Source organism: Microbacterium sp. Z12_35, from assembly GCF_058310475.1.
On sequence record NZ_JBZEGJ010000001.1, the window covers coordinates 2,282,848 to 2,305,196 of the forward strand.

The window sequence follows — 22,349 nt, forward strand, 5'->3', positions numbered from 1 at the left end:
CGCTAGGCTGCGGCCTGGTAGCGCCCTGCGAGGGGCCGCGTCGCTGCCAGGGGGAAGAATGTCAGCCCAGCGCGATCCACGCGTCCGACGGAGACGCCCGCGGCGGGCGGGCGCGGGGCGGCGCGTGCTGGGCATCTTCGCCGGATTACTGGTGGTGGCCGTCGCCGGCGCGGTAGCAACCTTCGCTGTCGCGCGCGCGGTGACGGGCCCCGATGCCGCGGGCACCCTGCCGTCCCCTTCCGTCTCACGCACCCCCGCGCCCGCCCCGACGCCGACGCCTCCCCCGCTCACTCCCGCGGCGGCGCTGCTGGCCACCGCGACCGACCCCGCCGCCTGCGTGGTGACGTTCCTCGGCGACGGGATAACCGTCCAGCCTCAACTCCAGACGCAGGGCGCCCTCTACTCCGCGCTCCCCATCCCCCGGCAGGACGGGCGCGTGTTCGCCGGCTGGTACTCCCGAGAGGCGGATGCGGCAACCTTCGCCGTGGCCGGACGCCTCAACGGTGCCGACCTGGTGACGTGCACGGAGCGGCAGGTCACCCTCCACGGAGCCTGGAAGACCCCGGAGGACAACGCCGCCGAGGACGCCGGCGTCCCGATCCTCATGTACCACCAGTTCACCACCAAGCCCGAAGGCGAGACGGGCTGGCTGCGCCTGAACTACGCGTACATCGGCGACTTCGACGCGCACATGGCCTACATCGCGGGCAACGAGTTCTACCTGCCGACGTGGGATGAGCTCAGTGCCTTCATCGACGGGGCGCTGTTCCTTCCGAAGCGCTCTGTGATCATCACCGACGATGATGCGGACTCATCCTGGCTGGAGCTGGCCGCACCTCTCGTGCACGGCCGCGGCCTGCTCACGACATCGTTCGTGATCACGTCGGCGCGCACCGACCCCGCGCCGAACCCGTTCGTGCTGCAGCGCTCGCACACCCACGACATGCACCGCGCGGGGGTGAACGGCCAGGGGCGCATGGTCAACGACCCCGCTGACGTGATCGCCGCCGATCTCGCACAGTCCGCGATGATCCTCGGGGCCAAGGAAGTGGTCGCCTACCCCTTCGGGCATGACAGCGACGAAGCCAGACGCGGTGTCACCCAGGCGGGTTTCGAGCTGGCGCGCACGACCGAGCAGGGTTACGTGCGTGTCGGAACGGACAAGCTCGCCCTGCCCTGCATCCGCATCACCTACGGCATGGGTGTGGACGCGCTGGCCGGCCTCATCGGGTAGCCGCCGGTGCGAGCACCCGCTCGAGCACCTGCAAGGTGAAGTCCCACCCCTGCCGATACGACTCCGCCTCTCCGCCGGTCCAGGGTCCGGTGTGCGTGACGACGAGACGGGTGCCTCCGGTGATCGGCTCGAACGTGACGTCGCATGCCTCATCCGCGCTCGAGCCGTCCGCATCCGTCCAACACCAGGTAAAGGACAGGTGCCGGTACGGTTCCACGTCGAGGTAGGACCCCTCCACGACGATGCCCTGGTGCGGCGCCCGGATTCGGTAGCCCCCGCCCGGGTGGGTGTCGGCGACGATCTCCACGCCCTGCCAGTGCGTCCACCACCACGTCCTGAGCCCCTCCGCGGTGGTGAATGCCTTCCACACCCGCGACGGCTCGGCCGAAAGCTCGCGCACAACCCGGAGACCGGAGATGCTGAGCCGCGACCAGACTTCGGGGTTCAGCGGTTCGGCGGCCTCCCCGAGAGCGGCGGCCAGCTGCCCGATCGCGTTCTCCCACGCGGAGCCGTCCTCGGCGAAGACGTCGGCGCCGAGACGGAAGTGGCGGAGGGTGAGAATCGACCCCTCCCCCTCCCCCCGCACTGTAGCGACCACCCGCGAACGCGGTTCGCCTGCCACCACCCACGCGAAGGCGACGTCGTGAGGCGCGCGGCACGACTCCACCCGCGCATGCGCGACCCGCGCCGGCGCAATCTGCACGTCGAACTCGTCGCCGACGGCGCGGGGCGCTCCGCTGATAGGTCCGAGCCACCGGCTCGCCCGCTGAGGGTCGGTGAGAGCCGCCCAGACCACCGCCGGCTCGACGGCGAACCGGCGCTGGAGGGTGAGGTCGGGGTCGTCGGCGCCCGTGCGCGACCGACGCACGCTCGGTTGTTCGGTCATCGCTTCTCCTTCGTTCCACGAGAGATCTCCGTCTGCAACGCATCCAGCCGCTGCATCCAGAACCGCCCGTACCGTGCCATCCACTCGTCGACTTCTGCGAGGGCCCCTGGCACGAGCGTGTAGATGCGGCGGGCACCGCGGGGTTCGGCCACCGCGAAGCCGTGCTCACGGAGGATACGCAGTTGATTGGACACCGCCGGCTGAGAGATCCCGAACATCTCGCGCGCGCTATCGGACAGGTCGCCGGCTGATCTCTCCCCTTCGCTGAGCAGCTCCACCAGGCGACGACGCACCGGGTCACCGAGGATCTCGAAGGCATTCACGCGCTCTTTATATCACTCGGTGATGATATAGCGCTATCCCGCCCTCCCCGTCACCGCGATGAACGCGGGGTGAATTGCGGCGTACCGCTTGCGGGATCCCCCGGTTCGCGCCAAGGTGCGGACATTAGGCTGAAAGTCCTCAGCCCGACGAAATCGCGAGCCGCCCATGGACCTCTCCCTCATCGTTCCGACCTTCAACGAAGGTCCGAACGTCCGGGAGCTGCTGCGCCGGCTTGCCCTGACGCTGGACAGTTCCGCGTACGAGGTCGTCTTCGTCGACGACTCCACCGATGACACGCCCGACATCATCCTCGCGGCCGCCGCCGAAAGCGAGGCGCCGGTGCGCCTCATCCATCGGGAGACGGCGACGGGGGGCCTCGGCGGCGCGGTCCTCGAAGGGATTCAGGTGGCGCAGGCCGACTGGTGCCTCGTCATGGACGGCGACCTGCAGCATCCCCCCGAGGTCATCCCGCAGCTGCTCGCGCGGGCGGCTCGCGGAGACGTGGACGTCGTGGTGGCCTCGCGGTACATCTCCGGCGGCACGTCGAAGGGCCTCGCCGGCACGGTCCGGACCACCGTCTCCCGCCTGTCGACGCTTCTCACCAAAGCCATGTTCCCCCGGAAGCTCCATGGATGCTCCGACCCGATGACCGGGTTCTTCCTCCTCCGCCGTGCAGCCGTGGATCTCGACTCGCTCCGACCGCGCGGGTTCAAGATCCTCCTCGAGATCCTCGCGCGCCGTCAGTTACGCGTCGCAGAGGTGCCGTTCGACTTCGCCGAACGCTACGCCGGGGCATCCAAGGCCTCCTTCACACAGGGCGTGCGCTTCCTCACGCAGCTGAGCATGCTGCGCTTCGGGCGGATGTCGGCGTTCGCGCTCGTCGGCGGGGTCGGCGCCGTGGCCAACCTCGCCATCATGTGGGCGCTCATCGCGCTGGGCATGGAGTACCTGTGGGCCGCGATCATCGCCAGCGAGGTGACGATCATCAGCAACTTCCTGCTGCTGGAGTACTTGGTCTTCGCGGACATGCGCGCCGATTCGGGGCTCATGCGCCACCGCTTCCTCAAGTCGTTCACGTTCAACAACCTCGAGGCGGTCATCCGCATCCCCGTGCTGTGGATCATCGTCGAGGCCACTCACATCCCGAGCGTCGTGGCGGCGGGGATGACTCTCGTGGCAGCCTTCGTCGTGCGCTTCGTCTTCCACGCGCTGATCGTGTACGGCCCTCAGAAGCAACAGGCCCCGAAGACGGCCGCGACACGGGTTGTGCCCGTCCCGGCCGAGGACGAGCTCGCGGCCTCGCCGCGTGCACCGATCACCCCCTGACGGGCCGTAATCTGGACGGATGACGTCCTCAGCATCCGTGACCCTGTTCGGCGCCGCGTGGTGCAAGGACTGCCGCCGCACCAAGGCCCAGCTCGACCGGCTCGGCGTCGCCTATGAGTATGTCGACCTCGAGACCGATCCCGCCGCGGCCGATGTGGCCCGCGAGATCTCCGGACGCACGAGTATCCCCGTGGTGGTCTACCCGGACGCGTCCCACCACGTCGAGCCCTCCGACGCCGATCTGACGGCCAAGCTCCGCGAACTCGCGCTCGTCTGACCGGCATGCGGGCCGTCGCGGCGGTCCGCACCGTTCTAAGCTGGAGACTCGCACGAAGGAGAGTGTCGTGACCGTCGATCTGCCCGCACCCGTCCTCCCCGATGCGGCGCAGGCCGCGATCGACGCTGACCTCGAGATCCTCACCGCCGGCTCGCGCCTGTGGTCGACCCTCACCCTCGACCAGCGCGTGCGCCTGTTGGAACGAGTCCGCGACACCGTGAGCGCTGCCGCCGAGGAGTGGGCGACGATCGCCGGCTCCGCCAAGGGCGTCGCGCCCGACTCGCCGATCGCCGGTGAGGAATGGCTGGCCGGCCCGTACACGATCCTGGCCGCGCTCGATGCGGCACGCCAGACCCTCCAGGCCCTGGCCGCCAGCCTCAGCCCCCTCGCCCGCACGCGCTTCGACCGCGCTCCGGGCGGCCGCATCCGCGCCTCCGTCCTCCCCGCCGCTGCCCTTGACCGTCTGGTGCTCTCCGGTTTCACCGGCGAGGTGTGGTTCGAGCCCGGCGTGACACGGGCGGAGGCGATCGTCTCGGCCGGGCTCGCCCAGCGCCGGCCCACCGAAGCCGGCGGCGTCGGACTGGTCCTCGGCGCGGGGAACGTCTCGTCGATCCCGGTGCTCGACGTCCTGTACGAACTCCTCTCGGCGAACCGGGTGTCGCTGCTGAAGGTGAATCCCACGCAGGATGCGCTCATCCCCGTCTTCGAGCGCGCACTCGCACCGCTGATCGAGCCCGGGTTCCTTCGGATCGTCCGTGGGGGCGGCGAGATGGGCGCCTACCTGACGCAGCACCCGGCGTTCTCGCACGTGCACATCACCGGATCCGCCGCCACCTTCGACGCGATCGTGTGGGGCACGGGCCCGGATGCCGCGGCCCGGCGGGAGGCGAACCACCCGGTCCTGAACGTGCCCATCACGGCCGAGCTGGGCGGCGTGTCGCCGATCATCGTGGTCCCGGGGAAGTGGACCGCCGCCGATCTGGCCTATCAGGCCGAGCACATCGTCACGATGCGCCTCCAGAACAGCGGGCACAACTGCATCGCCGGTCAGGTGGTGCTGATCAGCGCCGACTGGCCGCAGCGCGGCGCCTTCCTCGCGGCACTGCGGCGCGCGTACGCCGCCGCCCCCGCGCGGCCGGTGTGGTACCCGCGCAGCGAGGAGCAGCTGGCCGCTGTCGGGGCGGCCTACCCCGGAGCGACCTGGTACGGAGACGACGGGACGCGCGCGATCGTGGAGGTCGACCGGGATGCTGCGGCCGACGCTGTCGAAACCACCGAGTACTTCGCTCCCGTGCTCGGGGTGCTGGCGCTGCCCGGATCGGGGCAGGAGTTCCTCGACGCTGCGGTGGCGCACGCGAACGATCGACTCACCGGCACACTCGGCGCGAACATCCTCATCGACCCGGCGACCGAGGCCGACCTGGGCGCCGGGTTCGAACAGGGCGTCGCCGACCTCCGCTACGGCGCAATCGCGATCAACGCCTGGACGGGGGTCTCGTTCACGGTGCCGACGCTTTCGTGGGGCGCCTTCCCGGGCGGCACGCTCCAGTCGGTCGGCAGCGGAATCGGCGTCGTCCACAACGGCCTGCTTCTCGACCGGGTCGAACGCTCGGTGCTGCGGGGCCCGTTCCGTCCCTTCCCCCGGATGCTCGGCGGGTTCGGCCGGCGACGCGGCCGGTTCACCGTGCTTCCCAAGCCGCCGTGGTTCGTCACCGCGCGCACGGGCGCTAGCGTCAGCGAGGGACTCACCCGCTTCCGGGCCGAGGGCAAGCTCAGCCGACTCGCGGTCGCGCTGATGAGGGCGCTCCGGGCCTGACCCGAGCGCTCAGCGCGAAGGCTTCGGCGCAGCTCAGGCGGCGAAGCGGTCCGAAGCCGCGCGCAGGGCGCGGGCGATCCCCGGCTCGGTCGCGGAGTGACCCGCGTCCGGAACGACCACGAGCTCCGCCTCGGGCAGCGCGCGGTGCAGGTCCCACGCCGTCATCATCGGCGTGCAGACGTCATAGCGGCCCTGCACGATCACGGTCGGGATGCCCCGCAGGCGCCCGGCGTCTTCGATGAGCTGACCCTCCCGGAACCATCCGCCGTGGACGAAGTAGTGATTCTCGATACGGGCGAAAGCGGTCGCCGCCTCGGGGTCGCTCATCTGAGCGAGGAACCCCTCGTCGGGGACGAGCGTGACGGTCGCGGCCTCCCACCGGGTCCACGCCAGCGCCGCAGGACCGTGCACCGCAGGATCGGGATCGGTCAGCCGACGGTGGTACGCCTCGATGAGGCGTGAGCGCTCGAGCACCGGGATCGGGGCGAGGAACTCCTCCCACAGATCGGGGAACAAGACCGATGTTCCGCCCTCGTAAAACCACTCGAGCTCGTGACGGCGAAGGGTGAAGATGCCGCGCAGCACGAGTTCGCTCACCGAATCCGGATGGGCCTGCGCATAAGCGAGCGCCAGGGAGCTGCCCCACGAACCGCCGAAGACCTGCCACTGGCGGATGCCGAGATTCCGGCGCAGCAGCTCCATGTCCGCGACGAGGTGCCACGTCGTGTTGTGACGCAGGTCGGTGTTCGGATTGCCCGCGTGCGGGGTCGAGCGACCGCATCCGCGCTGATCGAAGAGGATGATGCGGTACTTCTCAGGGTCGAAGAAGCGTCGCTGCCACGGGCTCGTCCCGCCGCCGGGCCCGCCGTGGAGGTATACGACCGGCTTGCCCTCAGGGTTGCCGCTCTGCTCGTAGTACACGCGCTGGCCGTCGCCGACCAGCAGCATCCCCGTCTCGTACGGCTCGATCGCCGGATAGAGGATGTCGTCGAGGTGTGCCGATGCGCTCATAGTTGCGACCCCGCAATCGAGAAGGTGTCACACGCGGACGGTCCGCTGTCGTAGCCGCTGTCGAACCAGCGCTGCCGTTGTTCGCTGGAACCGTGGGTCCACGTGTCGGAGTTGACCACGCCGCCGGATTCCTGCTGGATGTGGTCGTCGCCGACGGATGCGGCGGCGTTGAGCGCGTCGGAGATCTGGGCCGCCGTGGGAGCCTCGAGGAACGGCGTGCCGCTCTCGTCGTCGGCGACGGTCATTTCCCCCACCCAGGCGCCGGCGAAGCAGTCGGCCTGCAGCTCGGTGCGCACTCCGTTGCTGTCGGGGCCGCTGCCGTTGGACGGGTACTGGTCGAAGATGCCGGTGAGGGCCTGCACGTGGTGACCGTACTCGTGGGCGAGCACGTACAACTGGCCGAGGCTGCCTGCCGAGGCGTCGAACTGCTCGCGCATCAGCGCGAAGAACGTCGGGTCGACGTACACGGTCTCCTCCGTCGGGCAGTAGAACGGCCCGGTGGCGTTGGATGCTGTGCCGCACTGCGTCGAGGTGGATCCGTCGACGATGACGAGCTGCGGTTCGCGGTACCCCTCGACCTCGCCTGCCCAGTACTCGTCGAGCGCGAGAGACCCGGCCGCGAGGCGGCAGTCGTCGCGGGCGTTGGCGTCTTCGCCCGTCTCGCAGTTCGCGATCTCGGTGCCCTCGTCCAGCGGCGCCGCCTGGCCGCTCCCGCCGCCCAGCAGGCTGGAGAAATCACCTCCGGTGAAGGCGTTCAGCAACAGCACGACGATCAGGCCCACGCCCGCGACGCCACCACCGGCGACCGCCGCTCCGCGGCCCCGCCGGCGCGCGCGGTTACCGCCGACTTTGGCATCGTCGTTGAAGGTCACCTGTTCACGGTACCGTCCGCCGGCACCGCCTCCTGCCGCACCGGCCCTGCCGCTATGCTCGCGGGGTGATGGAGACGCTCCTGATCGTCGTGATGGCCGTCGTGGTGATCTCGCTCGCGACAGCCCTGGCCCCCCGGATCAACGTCGCGGGACCCATCGTCCTGATGGCGATCGGCCTCGGCGTCAGCCTCCTGCCCTTCGTTCCCGCCTGGGAGATCGACCCCGAGGTGATCCTCGTCGGGATCCTCCCGCCGCTCCTCTACTCCGCGGCCGTGCAACTCCCGGCGGTGGAGTTCCGGCGCGACTTCGGTCCGATCGCCGGTCTGTCCGTACTTCTGGTCGTCATCTCCTCCGTCGTCCTGGGGTTCTTCTTCGCCTGGGCCATCCCGGGCCTGGGACTCGCGCTCGGCATCGCCCTCGGCGCCATCCTGAGCCCGACGGATGCGGTGGCCACCTCCATCGCACGACGCGTGGGCATCTCCCCCCGGGTTGTCACGATGCTCGAGGGTGAGAGCCTCCTCAACGACGCCACGGCGCTGGTGCTGCTGCGCACGGCGATCGCTGCCGTCGCCGGGGGTTTCGCGTTCGGCGATACCGTCTGGTCTTTCGCCTGGGGCGTTGCGCTGGCTCTGGTGGTGGGCGCGGCCGTGGGCTGGGTGAACCTGCGCGTGCGGCAGTGGGTGAGCCATCCCGCCGCCAACACCGCCCTGAGCTTCACGGTTCCGTTCCTCGCCTACCTCCCCACCGAGGCCCTGGGCGGATCGGGACTCGTCGCCGCCGTCGTCGCCGGGATCGCCACCGGTCAGGGCGCGACACGCAGGTTCACGCCCGAGCAGCGCATGAGCGACCACCTCAACTGGCGCACCGTGGAACTGCTCCTCGAAGGTGCGGTTTTCCTCATCATGGGCCTCGAGCTCAAGGAGATCGTGCGGGCGAACATCGAGGAGCACCAGGGGCTGTGGCACGGCACGTGGCTGGCGTTCAGCGCCCTCGCCATCGCGCTCGTCATCCGCGCCGGCTACGTGACGGCGCTGATCTGGGCGCAGGGCAAGCGATCCCACCAGCGGCGGCGCGATCGCCTGGACGCTGCTCGGTCGCGGGCGGACGCCTTCGAAGCACGCCTCGCCGCCGATCCCGACGCCTCCGGCCCCCGCGTGCGGGACGCCGACCCGGTGCGCGTGCAACGTCGCCTGAGCGGGCTGCGGACGCGCCTGGCCGCGATGATGGCCGACCTGGACTATTACCGCGCTACGCCGCTCGGCTGGCGCCACGGCGCGGTGATCGTGTGGGCGGGGATGCGGGGAGTGGTCACGCTCGCTGCATCCCAGACCCTGCCGCACGACGCGTCCAGCCGCCCCCTGCTGATCTTCGTCGCCTTCCTCGTCGCGGTGTTCAGCCTCACAGGCCAGGGCCTGACTCTGCCGTGGCTGGTTCGCAAGCTCGGCCTGCAGCGCCAGGGCGCCGACCGTGCCCCGCACGAGGAGCAGCGGTCGTTGGCGGCCGAATTGCAGGCGGCGGCCGCTGAGGCGGTGTCGGGCGAGACGCTGCGCCGGCGTGACGGTGAACTGTTCTCCGACGACGTCGTGTCGCAGGTGACCGCCCGCCTGACCCGGGCTCCGGAGGATGACTCGGGCACCAGTGCCCGAGACCGGCTGGAGCTGCGACTGGCGATCATCGAGGTCATGCGCGACCGGCTCGTCGAGCTGTCCCGCGACGGCCGGTTCAGCACGGCGGCGCTTCGCCAGACCCTCGCCGAGCTGGATGCCGACCAGCTCAGCCTGGAGCTGCGGCTCGACGGCGAGGAGTGAGGTCGAGCCCGGCGGCGGAAGCGGGCACAATGGGAAGGCGGGAGGTGCGATGAGCGATATACGGGAGTCACCCGGGGCGTCCACCGTGCACCCCCGCTCGCACTCGCACTCCCCGACGAGCGACACGAGCCCGCTGCACCTGCCGCACCCGGCCGCGGAGTGCCCCAAGTGCTTCACCGAGCTGCAGCGCGACCGAGATTGGTGGCTTGCCCGGCCGGCGGGTGCGCGACTGGTCGGGCTCGTCGTGTCGCGACCGGGGATGCCATCGGTGGTGCAACAGCGCGACGACCTCACCCGCTTCGGGGTGGCCATCGCCGACTTCCGTCATCCCGCGCCGGAGACGCTCGAGGACTGGTCGGAGCGACTGGCCCGCTTCTACCGCACCCTCGGCCGCGGCGACGTCCTCGTGGTCGCGAACGTGCATGCCCTGGGCACGACGCTCGAGGAGGAGACGCGAGCCGTCGCCGAGCTGCACGACCGCGGCGTGGTGGTGAAGGTGCTCGGCCACGGCGGCCGGCATCTGTACGACACCGGCCGCTGAGCCGCATCCCTTCCCCTCCGCCGCACCCGCGGCGGCAGGGCGGGTCAGTCCGCGATCAGGCGGGCAGAACCTGCGGCGACCTCGACGAAGACCCGGGCGGATGCGCCCGAGACCGTGCGCAAGCCATTGTCCAGGTCGCCCGCGGCGACATCGGAGCGGACGTCGTAGTCCTCGTCCGGCAGCGTGAGGGCGAGCGATCCCGCGCTGACGGACACGCGCACCTCGGAGGGCGCATCGCCGCCCAGGCGCGCGACCATGTCACCCGCACTGAGCTGAAGATCAGCATCCCGGACGCCGTCCACCTCGATGTCGGCGCGGCCGGCGGCGACTTCCGCACTGAGGCTCTCGGCGCTGCCGCTGATCTTCATCTCGCCCGCTCCCATTCCCAGGTCGAGTTCACCGAATGCCCCCTCGGCCGTGAGCGAACCGGCGCCCAGGTCGAATTCGGCGTCCGTGCCCTCGAGCTCGGCCGGAAGCGTGAGGACCCCGCGGCCGTTACCCACGCCGAACCACGAGACGAAGAAGGCGCGGGGCGTCTCGACCCGCAACGCGTTGCCGTCGCGGGTGAACGTCCACGCTCCCCCGCCCGAGTCGCGGACCTCCAGCGTGGCCTTCCGCACGTCGTCGAAGCGAACGTCGAATGAGGCCGCCGAGACGTCCACGCTGAGCTCGGTCACACCGTCGGTCGCGAGGGACCGGGCCTCCGAGGAGGCGGTCGCCGACGCGGCGGTCGAACGGATGCCACCCCATGCGACGGCCACGAGGACGCCGACACCCAGGAGGGCCGTGAGGATCGTGATGACGCGGGCCGCGGCACGCTGCGGCTGAGGAGCGTCGGGGCCGGCCGCGGGGAGAGGCGGCGGGGTCGTGGTGGTGCTCATCGTGCTGCTCCTGTCTGCGGCGCGGATCCGCCGTGTTCGATGTGGACGAGCGCGGCCTGCACCCGGCGGTTGCCCGACTCGTCCTGCTCGAGCCCGAGCTTCTGGAAGATCGCCGTGATGTGCTTCTCCACGCTCGCCTCCGAGACGAACAGCGTCGCCGCGATCGCCTGGTTGGATTTTCCTTCGGCGATGAGGGCGAGCACCGAGCGTTCGCGTTCGGTGAGCCGCTGCATCCGCTCGTCGCGGCTGCGACGGCTGAGCAACTGCGCGACGACCTCGGGGTCGAGGACCGTGGCACCGGCGCCGATGCGGACCACCGAGTCGAGGAACTCCGACACGTCGGCGACGCGATCCTTCAAGAGGTAACCGAGGGCGCCGCCGCCGGCGGAGATGAGGTCGCTCGCGTAGCGCTCCTCGACGTACTGAGACAGCACCAGCACCGGCAGATCCGGATGCTGCGCCCGCAGCCGCGCGGCGGCCCGGATGCCTTCGTCGGTGTAGGTGGGCGGAAGCCGCACATCGAGGATGCACAGGTCGGGCTGGGTCCGGGTGACCGTCTCGTCCAGCGCCGCAGCGTCGGGGAGAGCCGCGACGACGTCGTGACCGGCGTCGACGAGGAGGCGGATAAGGCCTTCGCGGAGGAGAACGCTGTCCTCGCAGATCAGGATGCGCACGGAACGCTCACCTCCAGCGAAGTGGGCCCGCCGATGGGGCTGTCGAGGCGATAGGTGCCACCGGCGCCGAGGATGCGGTTGGAGATGCCGTCGAGGCCGCCGCCGGGGAGGATGCGCGCGCCCCCGATGCCGTCGTCCTCGACGCGGGCCCAGAGCGTGCCGTCTTCGCGACGGCGCACGGCGACCCGCACGCTGCTGGCGCGGGAATGCTTGGCCGCGTTCGTCAGGGATTCGGCGATGGCGAAATACACCGCGGCTTCCGCGCTCCGTTCGCAACGACCGTCGATGCGGACGTCCAGGTGCACCGGCACGTGCGAGCGGGCGGCGAGCGCTGAGAGCGCCGCATCCAGTCCTCGGTCATCCAGGACCGACGCGTGGATGCCACGGGCCAACTGCCGCAGTTCGGTGATCGCGGACTTGGTGGAGGTGTGCGCCTCTTCGATGAGCGCCTTGGCGGCGGCGGGGTCGTCGTCGATCTTCTGCCGCGCCAGGCCGAGGGTCATCCCGACGGAGACGAGCCGCGGCTGGACGCCATCGTGCAGGTCGCGTTCGATGCGCGTGCGCTCGACGTCCGCAGCGCGCACGGCCCCGGCCCGCTGCTGTGCGGACTGCCGCGCCTGGGCCGTCAGCTGCGCCTCACGGGAGGGCACCAGGATCAGGCGCGAGAGCACGCCGTGCAGAATCGCCAGCGCGACGAGGCCGGCCAAGGCGAGGAGTGCGAGGATCGGCCCGACCACCGGCGCCCATCCGGCGGGGATGTCGATGCCGGTGTTCCACAGCCGCGCGATCCCGGCGTCGGCGTACAACGGTGCGAAGGTGAGGGCGAGGCCGGATGCGGCGACACCGGCCAGCGCAACCACCACGAAGCCCAGCACCGTCGAGACGGCGAAGTTCGCCACACCGCGCCACACACCGGGGTCGATCGCCTGGCGCCAGAACATCGACAGAACGCCGGCGAACCCGGGGCGGGGAGGGCGCTGCACGGTCAGCGGCGGGATCGAGAAGCCGTACAGACCCTCGATGCGGGCGCTCTCCAGCCACGCCACCGCCCACAGCAGGTAGACGAGGGCGACGAGGAAGAGCAGGCCGATACCGAGGACGACGACGAGACCCAGCCCCGTGCCGAGCAGGGTGAACAGCACGGTGAAGACGACCGGTCCGACGATGCCGAGGGCCGCCAGCTGCGCGACCGCGGCGAGGATCGGCAGCGGAGAGGCCACTTCGCGGCGGCGGCGGGAGGGGGGAGGCACCACGGGGGCCGCCGGGGATGGTGCGGCTGCCGGGGAGGCAGCGGTCTGCGAGGTCATGCTCCCACGGTAGGACCGCGGCTCGGCAGTGTCCCCCGTGTTCTCCGGAGCCCTCGTTCGGGTTATCCCGAACGCCCCGCCCTCCCATCCGGCGGAAGTGCCCGGCAACGCGACCGCCGCGGGGCGTCCCGCGCCCGACCCGGACACTGAGCGAGGGAGCGCAGCGACCGAGACGAAGTGCCCCCTGGCACCGACACTTCGTCTCGCTGCGCTCGCTCAGTGCCCGGAAACCCGACCGCCGCAGGGCGTCCCGCACCCGACCCCCGCGGGGCGAGCCGCTCCTGGCCCCGGACACTGAGCGAGGGAGCGCAGCGACCGAGACGAAGTGCCCGGCAACGCGACCGCCGCGGAGCATCCCGGACCCCGCCCCCGGACACTGAGCGAGGGAGCGCAGCGACCGAGACGAAGTGCCCGGCAACCCGACCGCGCGGGGGTCAGGGGACGCAGGCGGAGGCGGGCTCCGACGCCTTTCCGTTGGCGCGGCGGGTGAGCACTTCGATGCAGGTGGTCCCGGAGGGGTCCGGTGGTACGACCACGGTCGTCTCGGACACCTGCGCGAGCGCCGGGTCGCCCCCACCGCGCGTCACGACGCCCCAGAGGTACGCGTCGCCCTCTTCCGGCTCCGGGTTGACCCACGTGAACACCACACCCTCGGGGGTGACCGTGCCGGCGAGGTCGGCAGGAGGAGGCGCCGCGACGGGGATCACGTCGATCGGCTCGTCCGTGGGTTGCGCGGTCGGTGTCGGATCGCCGCCACCCCCGAGTACCGCGGGGAGCGCGAGCGCGAGGATCACGACGACGACCAGCACGAACGCCCCCGCGGCCACGGCGAACCACAGGCCCCGCCGTGACCTCAGGGCCTCGGGCGGGCCGGATGCGGCGTCCGCGGGCTCGGCGGCGGACCCGGCGGGCGGAGTCGGCGGAGGCAGCGCGGTCGACGCCGACGGCAGGATGGGAGACCCGGACGGCATGCGCGGAGCCGCCGACACGCGTGCTGCGGTGCCGGCTTCGGGCGCGATCACGGAGGGAGGGCGGAGGCGAGTGGCGTCGTCCTCCCGCGCCGAGCGCCGGGTAGCCGACTCCGGTGCCCAGAGGTCGGGCCGCGGCGACGGCGGCCGGGTGGGACCGGCCGCCGTCGCCGTCTCAGGATCGATGCTCACGACCCCGCGCACGCGCGTCAGCCCGTCGTCTTCGTCGTCGACCACGCCGTCGGCCGAGCCGTCGTCGAGGATGTCGATCGGCGTCACCCCGTGCGCGAGCTCGATCTGCACCTTCTGCAGGGCGCGAGCGAAGGCCAGCGCGGTGTCATACCGGTCGGCGGGGGACTTGGCCATCGCCCGTTCGAGGACGCGCGACAGCGATGGTGGGGCATCCGGCCTGCTCAGCGGCGGGAGCGGCAGCGTCTCGATGCGTGAGATGAGGTCGGCTCCGCCGTTCCGCTGACCCGTGAGCTCGAACGGTGAACGTCCTGCGAGCAGGCTGTACACCGTGGCCCCGAGCGACCAGACGTCCGCGCGCGCGTCCCCGCCGGGCACCTCACCGAGCGCCTCCGGCGGTGACCACGGGATCGACAGTCCGCCCGCGTCACCCCCGCCGGTGGTGGACGCGATCCCGAAGTCCGTGAGGGCCGGCCGGTTGTATTCCGTCACGAGAATGTTGGCCGGTTTGATGTCGCGGTGCAGCACACCGGCGCGGTGCGCGGTCTCCACAGCAGCGCCGACCTGCACGCCGACGCGCAGCGCCTCCGCCACGGAGAACGGCTCACGCCGGTACCTCGCCTGGAGGTTGGGCCGCGGGCAGTACTCCATCACGAGGTACGGACGACCGTCGTCGGCGATCGCCGCCTGGTGGATGGTGACGATCGCGGGGTGCGTGGAGAGCATCGCCATGACGTTCGCCTCGGCGGTGAACGCCGCGATCGATCCGCTGGTCATCCGCTCGGTCAGGAGGACCTTGACGGCGACGCGGCGGCGAGGAAGGTGCTGTTCGTAAAGGAAGACGTCGGCGAACCCGCCCGAGCCGAGCAGTTCGAGGTAGGTGAATCCGGGAAGCTCTGGGGGTGCCTGTGGGGCGCGACGCGCGCTCACGGAGCGTCCTCGACCGCGACGGTCACGCCGTCACCGAGGTCGAGAACGTCGCCCGCCACGACGATCGTCGGCTCGCCGGGGTGCAGCCGCACCGGCTCCGACCCCCGGCGCAGCAGCGTCGTGCCGTTGGTCGTGTCGAGGTCGGTGGCGAGGATGCTGTCACCTTCGACGCGGACCTCCAGGTGGTTTCGCGAGATGTCCTGTTGCGGGCTGTCGACGGCCAGGAGGTGCGGCAGGTCGGCGCCGCTGATCCGGGTGGAGCGGGGGCGCCGGCCGATGATCACGGTGCGATCGAGCAGCACGCTCTGACCCGTCGAGGCGCGCAGCAGTCCGGCGGCCGAGGGCGGTGCCGGAGCGGAGAGCGGCGGGGCGACCGGCGGCAGCTGCCCGGAGGCGCGCAGCGCGCGAGCTTCGGCGAGCGTGATGGTCGCGTCGTCGGATGCTTCGTCCCCGTCGCCGCGGATGATCGTGGACTCGACGTCGTCTGCGAGTTCCGGCACGGCGCTGTCCGCGACGTCGTCGGGATGTTCGGGTACGGGCGTCCCTGCGGCGGGGGTGGGGAGATCGGGCATCGCCGCGGGCTCCTGCGGCTCGGCAGCGCCACCCGGCTGGGCGGGCACCGGCGCGGGGATACCGGTCACCGGCGGGGCGGGCACCGGCTCGGCGGGCACCGGCGCCGGGATACCGGCCACCGGCACAGACGGCTCCGGCACAGACGGCTCCGGGGCGGACGCCACCGGCACAGACGGCTCCGGCGCAGACGCCCCCGGCGCAGACGGCTCGGGTTCGGCCGCAGGAGAGGCCGCCGCAGGGCCGTGCACCTCGGCGACGCTGTGCGGCTGAACGGGCTCGATGGGCGCAGCGGCGCGGGACGCGGCATCCGCCACCCCGGCGCGCGCGCCTGAGCCCGACCCGGTCGCCCCGGCGCCGGCGTCGCGGGAGATCACGACGCGCGCGGCAGCGACAACGCCGTCCCGGAGCGGGAGCTGTGCCGTCGCGTCGGACGCGTCATCCGGGCCGATGGTGAGCGCGTCGGCCGACCGGATGCTGCGCTCGGTCCACGTGGATGCTCCCGCGCCGTCCACCCGTTCCGCGGCCGAATCCCCGTCGACGGACACGGAGAGGTCGCCGCGCACGGCCACCCGCCACGTGCCGTCCTCGTCCAGCGCGACGGCGAAGGGCGGAACCGAAGACAGCGGTCCGCCCGCGGCCAGCGCGTCGACGACGCCCGCCAGGCCCGCACCGCGGGTCAGCTCCTGCCACACGGCCTCGGCCACGGCATCCGTCGCCCCCTCACCGAGCAGGGCGACCGCGGACGGCGCAACGACGGCGCGCAGGGTTCCGGGGGTGTAGCGCACGACGGTCATCAGAGTCCTCCTCGGGCTCGCGCTCCCGCGCGCGGCAGGGTGTCGCCTTCGATCTCGCCGATCGGCGCGGTCGGGACGGTCTCGTGGCGATCGCGGACACCGCGGATGCGCACCGACAGCGCATCAACGACGACGGCTGTCACGTTGTCACGTCCTCCGGCCGCGACGGCCTCTCGCACGAGCCGCTCAGCCGCGGACTGCGGTGACCGCTCGGAGCGGAGAATGTCGTCGATCCGCGCGGAGTCGATCTCGGTGGGCAGTCCATCGGAGCAGATCAGGATGCGATCGCCTTCCTCCGCCGGAAGCAGCCAGAAGTCGGGTTCGCTGTCGCTACCCGCCCCGATCGCGCGGGTGATCACATTCCGTCGGGAGTCCTGAGCCGCCGAGGCGGCGTCGAGCTGCCCGGAGTCGATCAGCTCCTGCACCACGGAGTGGTCGACACTCACCTGCTCCAGCACTCCTTCGCTGAGCCGATAGGTACGCGAGTCTCCCAGGTTGACGGCCAGCCAGTACCCCTCACCGTCGATGTCGGCGATCGCCACCCCCGCCAGGGTCGTTCCCGCACCGGCACCGGCACCTGCCGGGAGCGTGTCCACCCGGTCGCGCGCCTGCCGGAGCGCCGTGTGCACCTCCGCGACGGTCAGACTTGCGCGGCCGGCGAGTGTCGTGAACTGGTCGATCACCGTCGCGCTGGCGATCTCACCGGCCTGGTGGCCGCCCATGCCGTCGGCCACGAGGAACAACGGCGGTGCGGCGAGGAACGCGTCTTCGTTGAGCGAGCGTCGCCGACCGACGTCGGTTGCGGCGCCCCACGCCACCTCGACCGGCGCATCCGGCGATCCCGCGTGCGTCTTGTCGTTCACGGCGCCTCGCTCACGGTCAGGCGGCGATCGCCCAGCTCGAGCCGGTCGCCCATACGGAGGGGAACCCGTTCCCCTGGCTGGAGGGAGGTGCGCGCACCGCCCCGGATGAGCACCGTGCCGTTGCGCGACCATCGGTCGGACAGCCATGCGCCGGTGTCGTCGCCGCCGACCTCGAAGTGGGTCTTCGACAGCGAGAGGGTCTCGTCGCGTACGACGACCGTCGCACAGGGACCGCCGAAGGGGTCACGACCGAACACGGTCCGACCGTACACTGCCACCTGCTCACCCGTGTCCCACGTCAGCACTGCGACCGGGGTCACGACTCGTCACCGGCCTTCCGAGGCGGGCGGATGCGGCGCACCAGCGCCGCGCCGCGGGTGACGATCGGGTCCAGCCGACGTCGCCAGTCGCCCGGCTCGCGCGGCGCCCGCGGCTCGCCCGGCGTCCGGGACGCGATCGGCGACCGGCGCGCGATCGGCCGAGCGACCCGGCGGTCGGGGAGGGCGAATCGGGTGCCGGCGAGGAGGGCGCGGACGTCGAGCTGCGCTCTCAGCCGCCGCCAGAACCCCACCCGCTTGCTCATGCCGCCGACGATGTCATCCACCTCGCGCCAGAACTCGTCGATGTCCTCCGGGGTCGGGTCGGCAGGCCCGAAGACCTCTGCGTCGGCGCGGCGGGCGAGGGTGCGCACCTGCGGCTCCTCGAACGCCGCATCCACCACCGCCGCATCCTCGGTCCGCGTGCCGCCGCGGCGTACCGGCGTGCCGTAATCGCTGGCGCGGTCGACGAGCTCGTCCCACCCGCCGCTGATGCGGTCGGCCGGACGTTCGGCCTCGCGGCGCTTGCGGCGACGGGCGGCCTTGAGGGCGCCGATGATCACGAACGGCGCGAGGAGCACGATCAGCACGCCCAGCACGCTGGCGAGGACGAGCGCGATGAGCCCGAGGATGCCCAGCAGCGGGTTCTCCTCGTCTTCGGTGCCGCGCTCATCGGGCACGGTGGGCGGCAGGTCCACCGGTTCCTGCTCGGGCGGCGGGGGCTGGAGCACCTGCGGCTTCGGGTCGGCGCGCGGCTTGGTGGTCTGGTCGGTGGGAACCTGATCCTCGGGCGGGGTGGGGTCGAAGCGCACCCACCCCGACTTCTCGAATGCCACCTCCACCCACGCGTGCAACGTCTCCCCGGTGGCGGTGAACGTGCGCTCGGTGGCGTCTTCCTCCGGGTAGAAACCCATCACGACCCGCGCCGGAATGCCGAGCTGGCCTGCCAGCAGAGCCATCGTCACGGCGTATTGCTCGTCGTCGCCGACCCACTGGTCACCCCGCAGCAGGGTGGAGATGCGCTCCGCACCGTGCCCGGCACGCGAGAGCACCTGGCCCTCGAGGCCGTGGCTGAAGAAGCCGTCCTGCGACAGCGTCTGTTCCAGCGCCCTGGCCTGCTCGATGGGCGAGGAGGCGTCGGCCACGATCTCGGAGGCGATCTCAGCGAACTCCGGTGGCACGCCCTTCTGCTTCGGCATGCGCAGCGGCGCGAACGCCTCGTCGGCCAGGCGTTCGTCGCTGGGGTCGCCGGGAAGGACCGTCTCGAGGGTGTACGTGTCGCCCTTCGACAGCCGCGAGGTCACGACGGCGGTGCCGGTGGCGTCGTTGTAGTACGTGGCGCGCCGGAGCTCTTCGGCCCGGTCCCCCTCGAAGGTGATCGAACGCACGGCTCCCGCATCCGGCACCCACACCCCGCCGAGCCCGGCGATCTCGATCGTGAGGGTGGCCGGTGTGCCCTCGGCGTCGGGCGACATGATGCTCCGCACCGGCGTGAAGGCGCTGGAGGAGCCGGCGCCGTCGTCGGCCACGTTGAAGACAGTGCCGTTGTACGCATCCATCGTGGCGAGGCGGATGCGCGCACCCTCGGGCAGTCCGGATGCGGTGAACAGCGGCTCGTCCGGGAAGTCGCGGACGAGTCCGCGGAAGGCCTGCAGGGGGCTGGGGTACTGCCGCACGTCGAAGGGCGGGATGATGACATCCCGGAGGATGTAACGAGGACCGTCCGGCGCGGCGAGGGCGCTCGTGGAGACCCCGATGCCCGTTGCGACCGCCAGCACGGCGGCACCGGCGACGATGCGCCGAGCGGTCATCCCCTTCGGTTCGCCTCCTTCACCCACCGACACGGCCGCGCGCGTGGGCTGCCACGCCTGGCGGACGGCGAGCCATCCGCCGGCCACGATCGCCATGACGACGCCCTGGAGGAGAGGCGCGGCGGGTTCCGCCGTGCCGAGTGCGATCTGCACGGCGAGGTAGACGACCGCCGGAAGCAGGGCCCACATCGGGGGGCGGGCGCGAAGCGCGAGACTGCCGACGAGCACCGCCGCCACGAGGGTCAGGAGGTAGGGCACGATGCCGTGGCTGTCGCCGGTGCCGACCGGGGCGACCGTCGTCAGCAGCTCCTTCCACGACGTGACCACTCCGACCGCGAGGCGCTGCAGGGACTCCAGCGTCGGGATGACCCCGAGGAACCCGGTGTGCGGAATCGCGAGCGCGGTTCCGAAGACCACGTACGCCCCGAGGGTCGTCGCGGCCAGCGCCAGGATGCCCCATCGCCGCCAGGTGCCGACGGCGGCGATGGCCAGGCCCAAGACGAGGCCGCCGACCGCGGGAAGCAGGTAGGCCGGTCCGCCGAAGGTGGGCCCGAAGCCGGCGATGCCGACGGACAGCAGCAGGGCCGACGCGCCGAGATCCAGCGCCCACCGCCGCAACTCCAGACCGCCGATCGTGACGGGCGGCGCGTCCGGGTTCCGGCGCGCGAGACGGAAGGGGAAAGCGGGAGCGGTCATGCGAATACCCGCCGTAGGGCGCCGGGCAGCTGATCGAGCGCACCGATGGAGAGGACGTCGGCATCGGCGATGCGCCGCAGGCTCGGGGAGTCGAGAGTCGTGTCGGCCACCACGGCGAGCACGCGGGCGCCATAGGGCAGACGCGCGCACGCCATGCGCAGGCGTGCGGCATCCACGGAACTTCCGCACACGAGCACGACCACACTCGCCAGGGCGAGCGTGGCGGCGACATGCCCGGCGAGGTCGACGATGTCTCCCGTGCGACCACGGGCGTAGGCGAGCCCCGAGAGGGCGTCGAGGAACTGCTTCCCTGTGCCTGCCGGCAACTCGGCACCCTGCACCCGCACCTCGACCCGTTGCGAGTCGCGCAGAGCACGAAGTCCCAGCGAGCCGGCCGCCGAGATCGCCAGCTCGAACTCCTCCGGGTCGGAGTAGTCCCCGGCGTTGCGCGACAGGCCGATCACGAAGTGGGAGCGGCGCGTCTCCTCGTATTGGCGCACCATGAGCTTTCCGGTGCGCGCCGTCGAACGCCAGTGGACGTTGCGCCGGTCGTCACCCGGCTGGTACTCGCGAAGAGCGTGGAACGAGATGTCGTCCCGGGAGAGATCGGTGGCGGGGAGACCCTCGAGGTCGCGGAGGAATCCGAGCGACTGCCCGTCGAAGAGCACCGTGCGCGGATGCACGTAGAGGTCGACCGGTTCGTCGCGACGGTGAACCCGTTCGAAGACGCCTAGAGGGTCGCCGCGGACGACGCTGACCGGACCGACGGCGAGGATCGCGCGACGCTGGGTGGGGATGGCGAAGAGCTCTTCGGCCTCCTCCCCCGGCGCGAGGCGCTTCACGGCGAACTCTCCGCGGCCGGCGCCGACCGGCAGGACGACGCGGGAGGGGAGTATCGCGCGAGTTCCACTGTTGGCGAGCGTGAGGGCACCGACCGCGCGCTCGCCGACGACCACCCGCGTGCGCGTGAGGTCGAGGCCGACGTCGTAGTTGGTGCGGCCGATGAGGAAGAGCGCACACAGGACGGCGAGGGCGGCGAGGACCGTGGCTGCCACGGTGAGTTCGTGCCAGCCCAGCATCCGCCCGGCGATCCACAGCACGATCGCGCCGATCACGACCACCCACCCGAGGGGTCGCACGACGCCCAGAACCTCTCGCGCCCCGCGCAGCACGCGCGCCGCAATCGGGGCTGCGACCTCGCGCAGCGCCGTGCGGGTCGTGCCGGCGGGAACGGTGGTCCCGAGCGTCTCGCCGGTCATCAGGCCGCGGACCTCGCCTGCGGCGCAGCGATGGCGTCGAGGGTGCGCGCGATCACCGTCTCGGCGGTGACGCCGCTGAACTCGGCCTCGGGGTCCATGACAAGACGGTGCGTCCAGACGGGCGCAACCAGAGCCTTCACGTCGTCGGGGACGACGTAGTGGCGGCCCTGCGATGCCGCGCGTACCTTGGCGATGCGCACCATGGCGAGGGATCCGCGCACCGAGACACCCAGGCGCGTGGCCGCGTCGGTGCGCGTGGCTTCGGCCAGTTCGGCGATGTACCGCAGCACGGCCGGCTCGACGTGCACAGTCGCCCCCAGATCGGCCATGTCGGCGACGGCCGCGGTCGTGATCAGCGGCGACAGGCTCGCCGATGGGTTGCGATCGGCGGAGCCGGCGAGGATCCGCTCGGCGACGGCCAGGTCGGGGTAGCCGATCGAGGTCTTCACGAGGAAGCGGTCGAGCTGGGCCTCGGGGAGCTTGTACGTCCCGGCCTGCTCGATGGGGTTCTGCGTCGCGATCACCAGGAATGGCCGGCCCACCTCGTGAGGTACGCCGTCGACGGTGACGCGCGACTCCTCCATGACCTCCAGGAGTGCGGACTGGGTCTTGGGGGACGCGCGGTTGATCTCGTCGGCGAGGAGGATCGAGGTGAACACCGGACCCCGGTGGAACTCGAACTGATGGCTCGCCTGGTCGTAGATCGTCACGCCGGTGACGTCGGAGGGGAGCAGGTCGGGGGTGAACTGGATGCGGCTGCTCGTGCCCTGCACGGTAGCCGCGAGCGCCTTGGCAAGGCTCGTCTTGCCGGTTCCGGGGGCATCCTCCAGGAGCACGTGGCCTTCGGCCAGCATCGCCGACAGCACGAGTCCCACCACCTCGGGCTTGCCGATGAGGGCGCGGTCGACGTTGTCGACCAGGCGCGTGAAGGTGGTGTGGAACCAGGCGGCCTGGTCAGGGGTCATGGTCATGCGGTCATCCTCGTTCTCGTC

Annotated in this window: 20 protein-coding genes; 6 read left to right on the forward strand and 14 right to left on the reverse strand. The window is 71.4% G+C overall.

The window, feature by feature from the left end:
- Window positions 1-124: 124 nt before the first annotated feature.
- The gene (locus tag AC4FS1_RS11015) at window positions 125-1,234 is read left to right on the forward strand and encodes a polysaccharide deacetylase family protein (RefSeq protein WP_491154971.1); all 1,110 of its coding nucleotides are present in this window, start codon (window positions 125-127) and stop codon (window positions 1,232-1,234) included.
- Here the strand turns inward: AC4FS1_RS11015 and AC4FS1_RS11020 are convergent.
- Both AC4FS1_RS11020 and AC4FS1_RS11025 read right to left on the reverse strand, forming a co-directional pair.
- Complete coding sequence (locus AC4FS1_RS11020; RefSeq protein ID WP_491154972.1) at window positions 1,224-2,120, reverse strand: SRPBCC family protein; 897 nt, start codon at window positions 2,118-2,120, stop codon at window positions 1,224-1,226. The genes AC4FS1_RS11015 and AC4FS1_RS11020 overlap by 11 nt on opposite strands.
- Window positions 2,117-2,443 carry an ArsR/SmtB family transcription factor gene (locus AC4FS1_RS11025; RefSeq protein WP_491154974.1) on the reverse strand — a complete coding sequence of 109 codons (327 nt, stop codon included), beginning with the start codon at window positions 2,441-2,443 and terminating at the stop codon, window positions 2,117-2,119. Before AC4FS1_RS11025 ends, AC4FS1_RS11020 begins: the two co-directional genes overlap by 4 nt.
- A gap of 166 nt (window positions 2,444-2,609) precedes the next feature.
- Between AC4FS1_RS11025 and AC4FS1_RS11030 the strand changes: the two genes are divergently transcribed.
- From AC4FS1_RS11030 to AC4FS1_RS11040, 3 genes are all read left to right on the forward strand, one after another.
- On the forward strand, window positions 2,610-3,770 hold the full coding sequence (locus tag AC4FS1_RS11030; protein WP_491154976.1) for a glycosyltransferase: 1,161 nt from the start codon (window positions 2,610-2,612) through the stop codon (window positions 3,768-3,770).
- Window positions 3,771-3,789: 19 nt separating this feature from the next.
- Window positions 3,790-4,047, forward strand: coding sequence for a glutaredoxin family protein (locus AC4FS1_RS11035; protein ID WP_491154977.1), 258 nt, complete (start codon window positions 3,790-3,792; stop codon window positions 4,045-4,047).
- Window positions 4,048-4,114: 67 nt separating this feature from the next.
- Window positions 4,115-5,863, forward strand: a complete 1,749-nt coding sequence (locus tag AC4FS1_RS11040) for an aldehyde dehydrogenase family protein (protein ID WP_491154979.1) — start codon at window positions 4,115-4,117, stop codon at window positions 5,861-5,863.
- 33 nt (window positions 5,864-5,896) lie between these two features.
- Here the strand turns inward: AC4FS1_RS11040 and pip are convergent, their stop codons facing one another.
- A complete protein-coding gene (gene pip / locus AC4FS1_RS11045) occupies window positions 5,897-6,874 on the reverse strand; it encodes a prolyl aminopeptidase (protein ID WP_491154981.1) in 978 nt (325 codons plus the stop codon).
- The gene (ypfJ, locus tag AC4FS1_RS11050; RefSeq protein WP_491154983.1) at window positions 6,871-7,746 is read right to left on the reverse strand and encodes a KPN_02809 family neutral zinc metallopeptidase; all 876 of its coding nucleotides are present in this window, start codon (window positions 7,744-7,746) and stop codon (window positions 6,871-6,873) included. The genes pip and ypfJ overlap by 4 nt, the downstream gene beginning before the upstream one ends.
- A gap of 68 nt (window positions 7,747-7,814) precedes the next feature.
- Here ypfJ and AC4FS1_RS11055 point away from each other — a divergent pair, with 68 nt between their 5' ends.
- Both AC4FS1_RS11055 and AC4FS1_RS11060 read left to right on the forward strand, forming a co-directional pair.
- Window positions 7,815-9,554 carry a cation:proton antiporter gene (locus tag AC4FS1_RS11055; RefSeq protein WP_491155708.1) on the forward strand — a complete coding sequence of 580 codons (1,740 nt, stop codon included), beginning with the start codon at window positions 7,815-7,817 and terminating at the stop codon, window positions 9,552-9,554.
- A 49-nt stretch (window positions 9,555-9,603) separates the two neighbouring features.
- Entirely contained in the window at window positions 9,604-10,095 is a 492-nt protein-coding gene (locus AC4FS1_RS11060; protein ID WP_491154985.1) for a dehydrogenase, read from the forward strand.
- 44 nt (window positions 10,096-10,139) lie between these two features.
- Here the strand turns inward: AC4FS1_RS11060 and AC4FS1_RS11065 are convergent, their stop codons facing one another.
- From AC4FS1_RS11065 to AC4FS1_RS11110, 10 genes are all read right to left on the reverse strand, one after another.
- On the reverse strand, window positions 10,140-10,976 hold the full coding sequence (locus AC4FS1_RS11065) for a DUF4097 family beta strand repeat-containing protein (RefSeq protein ID WP_491154987.1): 837 nt from the start codon (window positions 10,974-10,976) through the stop codon (window positions 10,140-10,142).
- Window positions 10,973-11,650 carry a response regulator gene (locus AC4FS1_RS11070; RefSeq protein WP_491154989.1) on the reverse strand — a complete coding sequence of 226 codons (678 nt, stop codon included), beginning with the start codon at window positions 11,648-11,650 and terminating at the stop codon, window positions 10,973-10,975. The genes AC4FS1_RS11065 and AC4FS1_RS11070 overlap by 4 nt, the downstream gene beginning before the upstream one ends.
- On the reverse strand, window positions 11,638-12,957 hold the full coding sequence (locus tag AC4FS1_RS11075; protein WP_491154990.1) for a sensor histidine kinase: 1,320 nt from the start codon (window positions 12,955-12,957) through the stop codon (window positions 11,638-11,640). Before AC4FS1_RS11075 ends, AC4FS1_RS11070 begins: the two co-directional genes overlap by 13 nt.
- Before the next feature lie 434 nt (window positions 12,958-13,391).
- On the reverse strand, window positions 13,392-15,044 hold the full coding sequence (locus AC4FS1_RS11080) for a serine/threonine-protein kinase (RefSeq protein ID WP_491154992.1): 1,653 nt from the start codon (window positions 15,042-15,044) through the stop codon (window positions 13,392-13,394).
- Window positions 15,041-16,411 carry an FHA domain-containing protein gene (locus AC4FS1_RS11085; RefSeq protein WP_491154993.1) on the reverse strand — a complete coding sequence of 457 codons (1,371 nt, stop codon included), beginning with the start codon at window positions 16,409-16,411 and terminating at the stop codon, window positions 15,041-15,043. Before AC4FS1_RS11085 ends, AC4FS1_RS11080 begins: the two co-directional genes overlap by 4 nt.
- On the reverse strand, window positions 16,411-17,274 hold the full coding sequence (locus AC4FS1_RS11090) for a PP2C family protein-serine/threonine phosphatase (protein ID WP_491154994.1): 864 nt from the start codon (window positions 17,272-17,274) through the stop codon (window positions 16,411-16,413). Before AC4FS1_RS11090 ends, AC4FS1_RS11085 begins: the two co-directional genes overlap by 1 nt.
- Window positions 17,271-17,594, reverse strand: coding sequence for an FHA domain-containing protein (locus tag AC4FS1_RS11095; RefSeq protein WP_491154995.1), 324 nt, complete (start codon window positions 17,592-17,594; stop codon window positions 17,271-17,273). The genes AC4FS1_RS11090 and AC4FS1_RS11095 overlap by 4 nt, the downstream gene beginning before the upstream one ends.
- Window positions 17,591-20,098: a transglutaminase TgpA family protein gene (locus AC4FS1_RS11100; RefSeq protein WP_491154996.1), complete on the reverse strand. Its 2,508-nt coding sequence runs from the start codon at window positions 20,096-20,098 to the stop codon at window positions 17,591-17,593. Before AC4FS1_RS11100 ends, AC4FS1_RS11095 begins: the two co-directional genes overlap by 4 nt.
- Window positions 20,095-21,357 carry a DUF58 domain-containing protein gene (locus AC4FS1_RS11105; protein ID WP_491154998.1) on the reverse strand — a complete coding sequence of 421 codons (1,263 nt, stop codon included), beginning with the start codon at window positions 21,355-21,357 and terminating at the stop codon, window positions 20,095-20,097. The genes AC4FS1_RS11100 and AC4FS1_RS11105 overlap by 4 nt, the downstream gene beginning before the upstream one ends.
- Window positions 21,357-22,328: an AAA family ATPase gene (locus AC4FS1_RS11110; RefSeq protein ID WP_491155000.1), complete on the reverse strand. Its 972-nt coding sequence runs from the start codon at window positions 22,326-22,328 to the stop codon at window positions 21,357-21,359. Before AC4FS1_RS11110 ends, AC4FS1_RS11105 begins: the two co-directional genes overlap by 1 nt.
- Window positions 22,329-22,349: the final 21 nt, after the last annotated feature.

What these genes read in the sequence shown, in the direction of transcription:
- AC4FS1_RS11030 (WP_491154976.1), top strand. Translation starts at nt 2,610, where the DNA reads ATGGACCTCTCCCTCATCGTTCCGACCTTCAACGAAGGTCCGAACGTC.
- AC4FS1_RS11085 (WP_491154993.1), bottom strand. Translation starts at nt 16,411, where the DNA reads ATGACCGTCGTGCGCTACACCCCCGGAACCCTGCGCGCCGTCGTTGCG.
- pip (WP_491154981.1), bottom strand. Translation starts at nt 6,874, where the DNA reads ATGAGCGCATCGGCACACCTCGACGACATCCTCTATCCGGCGATCGAG.
- AC4FS1_RS11075 (WP_491154990.1), bottom strand. Translation starts at nt 12,957, where the DNA reads ATGACCTCGCAGACCGCTGCCTCCCCGGCAGCCGCACCATCCCCGGCG.
- AC4FS1_RS11060 (WP_491154985.1), top strand. Translation starts at nt 9,604, where the DNA reads ATGAGCGATATACGGGAGTCACCCGGGGCGTCCACCGTGCACCCCCGC.
- AC4FS1_RS11100 (WP_491154996.1), bottom strand. Translation starts at nt 20,098, where the DNA reads ATGACCGCTCCCGCTTTCCCCTTCCGTCTCGCGCGCCGGAACCCGGAC.
- AC4FS1_RS11110 (WP_491155000.1), bottom strand. Translation starts at nt 22,328, where the DNA reads ATGACCATGACCCCTGACCAGGCCGCCTGGTTCCACACCACCTTCACG.
- AC4FS1_RS11065 (WP_491154987.1), bottom strand. Translation starts at nt 10,976, where the DNA reads ATGAGCACCACCACGACCCCGCCGCCTCTCCCCGCGGCCGGCCCCGAC.
- AC4FS1_RS11020 (WP_491154972.1), bottom strand. Translation starts at nt 2,120, where the DNA reads ATGACCGAACAACCGAGCGTGCGTCGGTCGCGCACGGGCGCCGACGAC.
- AC4FS1_RS11055 (WP_491155708.1), top strand. Translation starts at nt 7,815, where the DNA reads ATGGAGACGCTCCTGATCGTCGTGATGGCCGTCGTGGTGATCTCGCTC.
- AC4FS1_RS11035 (WP_491154977.1), top strand. Translation starts at nt 3,790, where the DNA reads ATGACGTCCTCAGCATCCGTGACCCTGTTCGGCGCCGCGTGGTGCAAG.
- AC4FS1_RS11105 (WP_491154998.1), bottom strand. Translation starts at nt 21,357, where the DNA reads ATGACCGGCGAGACGCTCGGGACCACCGTTCCCGCCGGCACGACCCGC.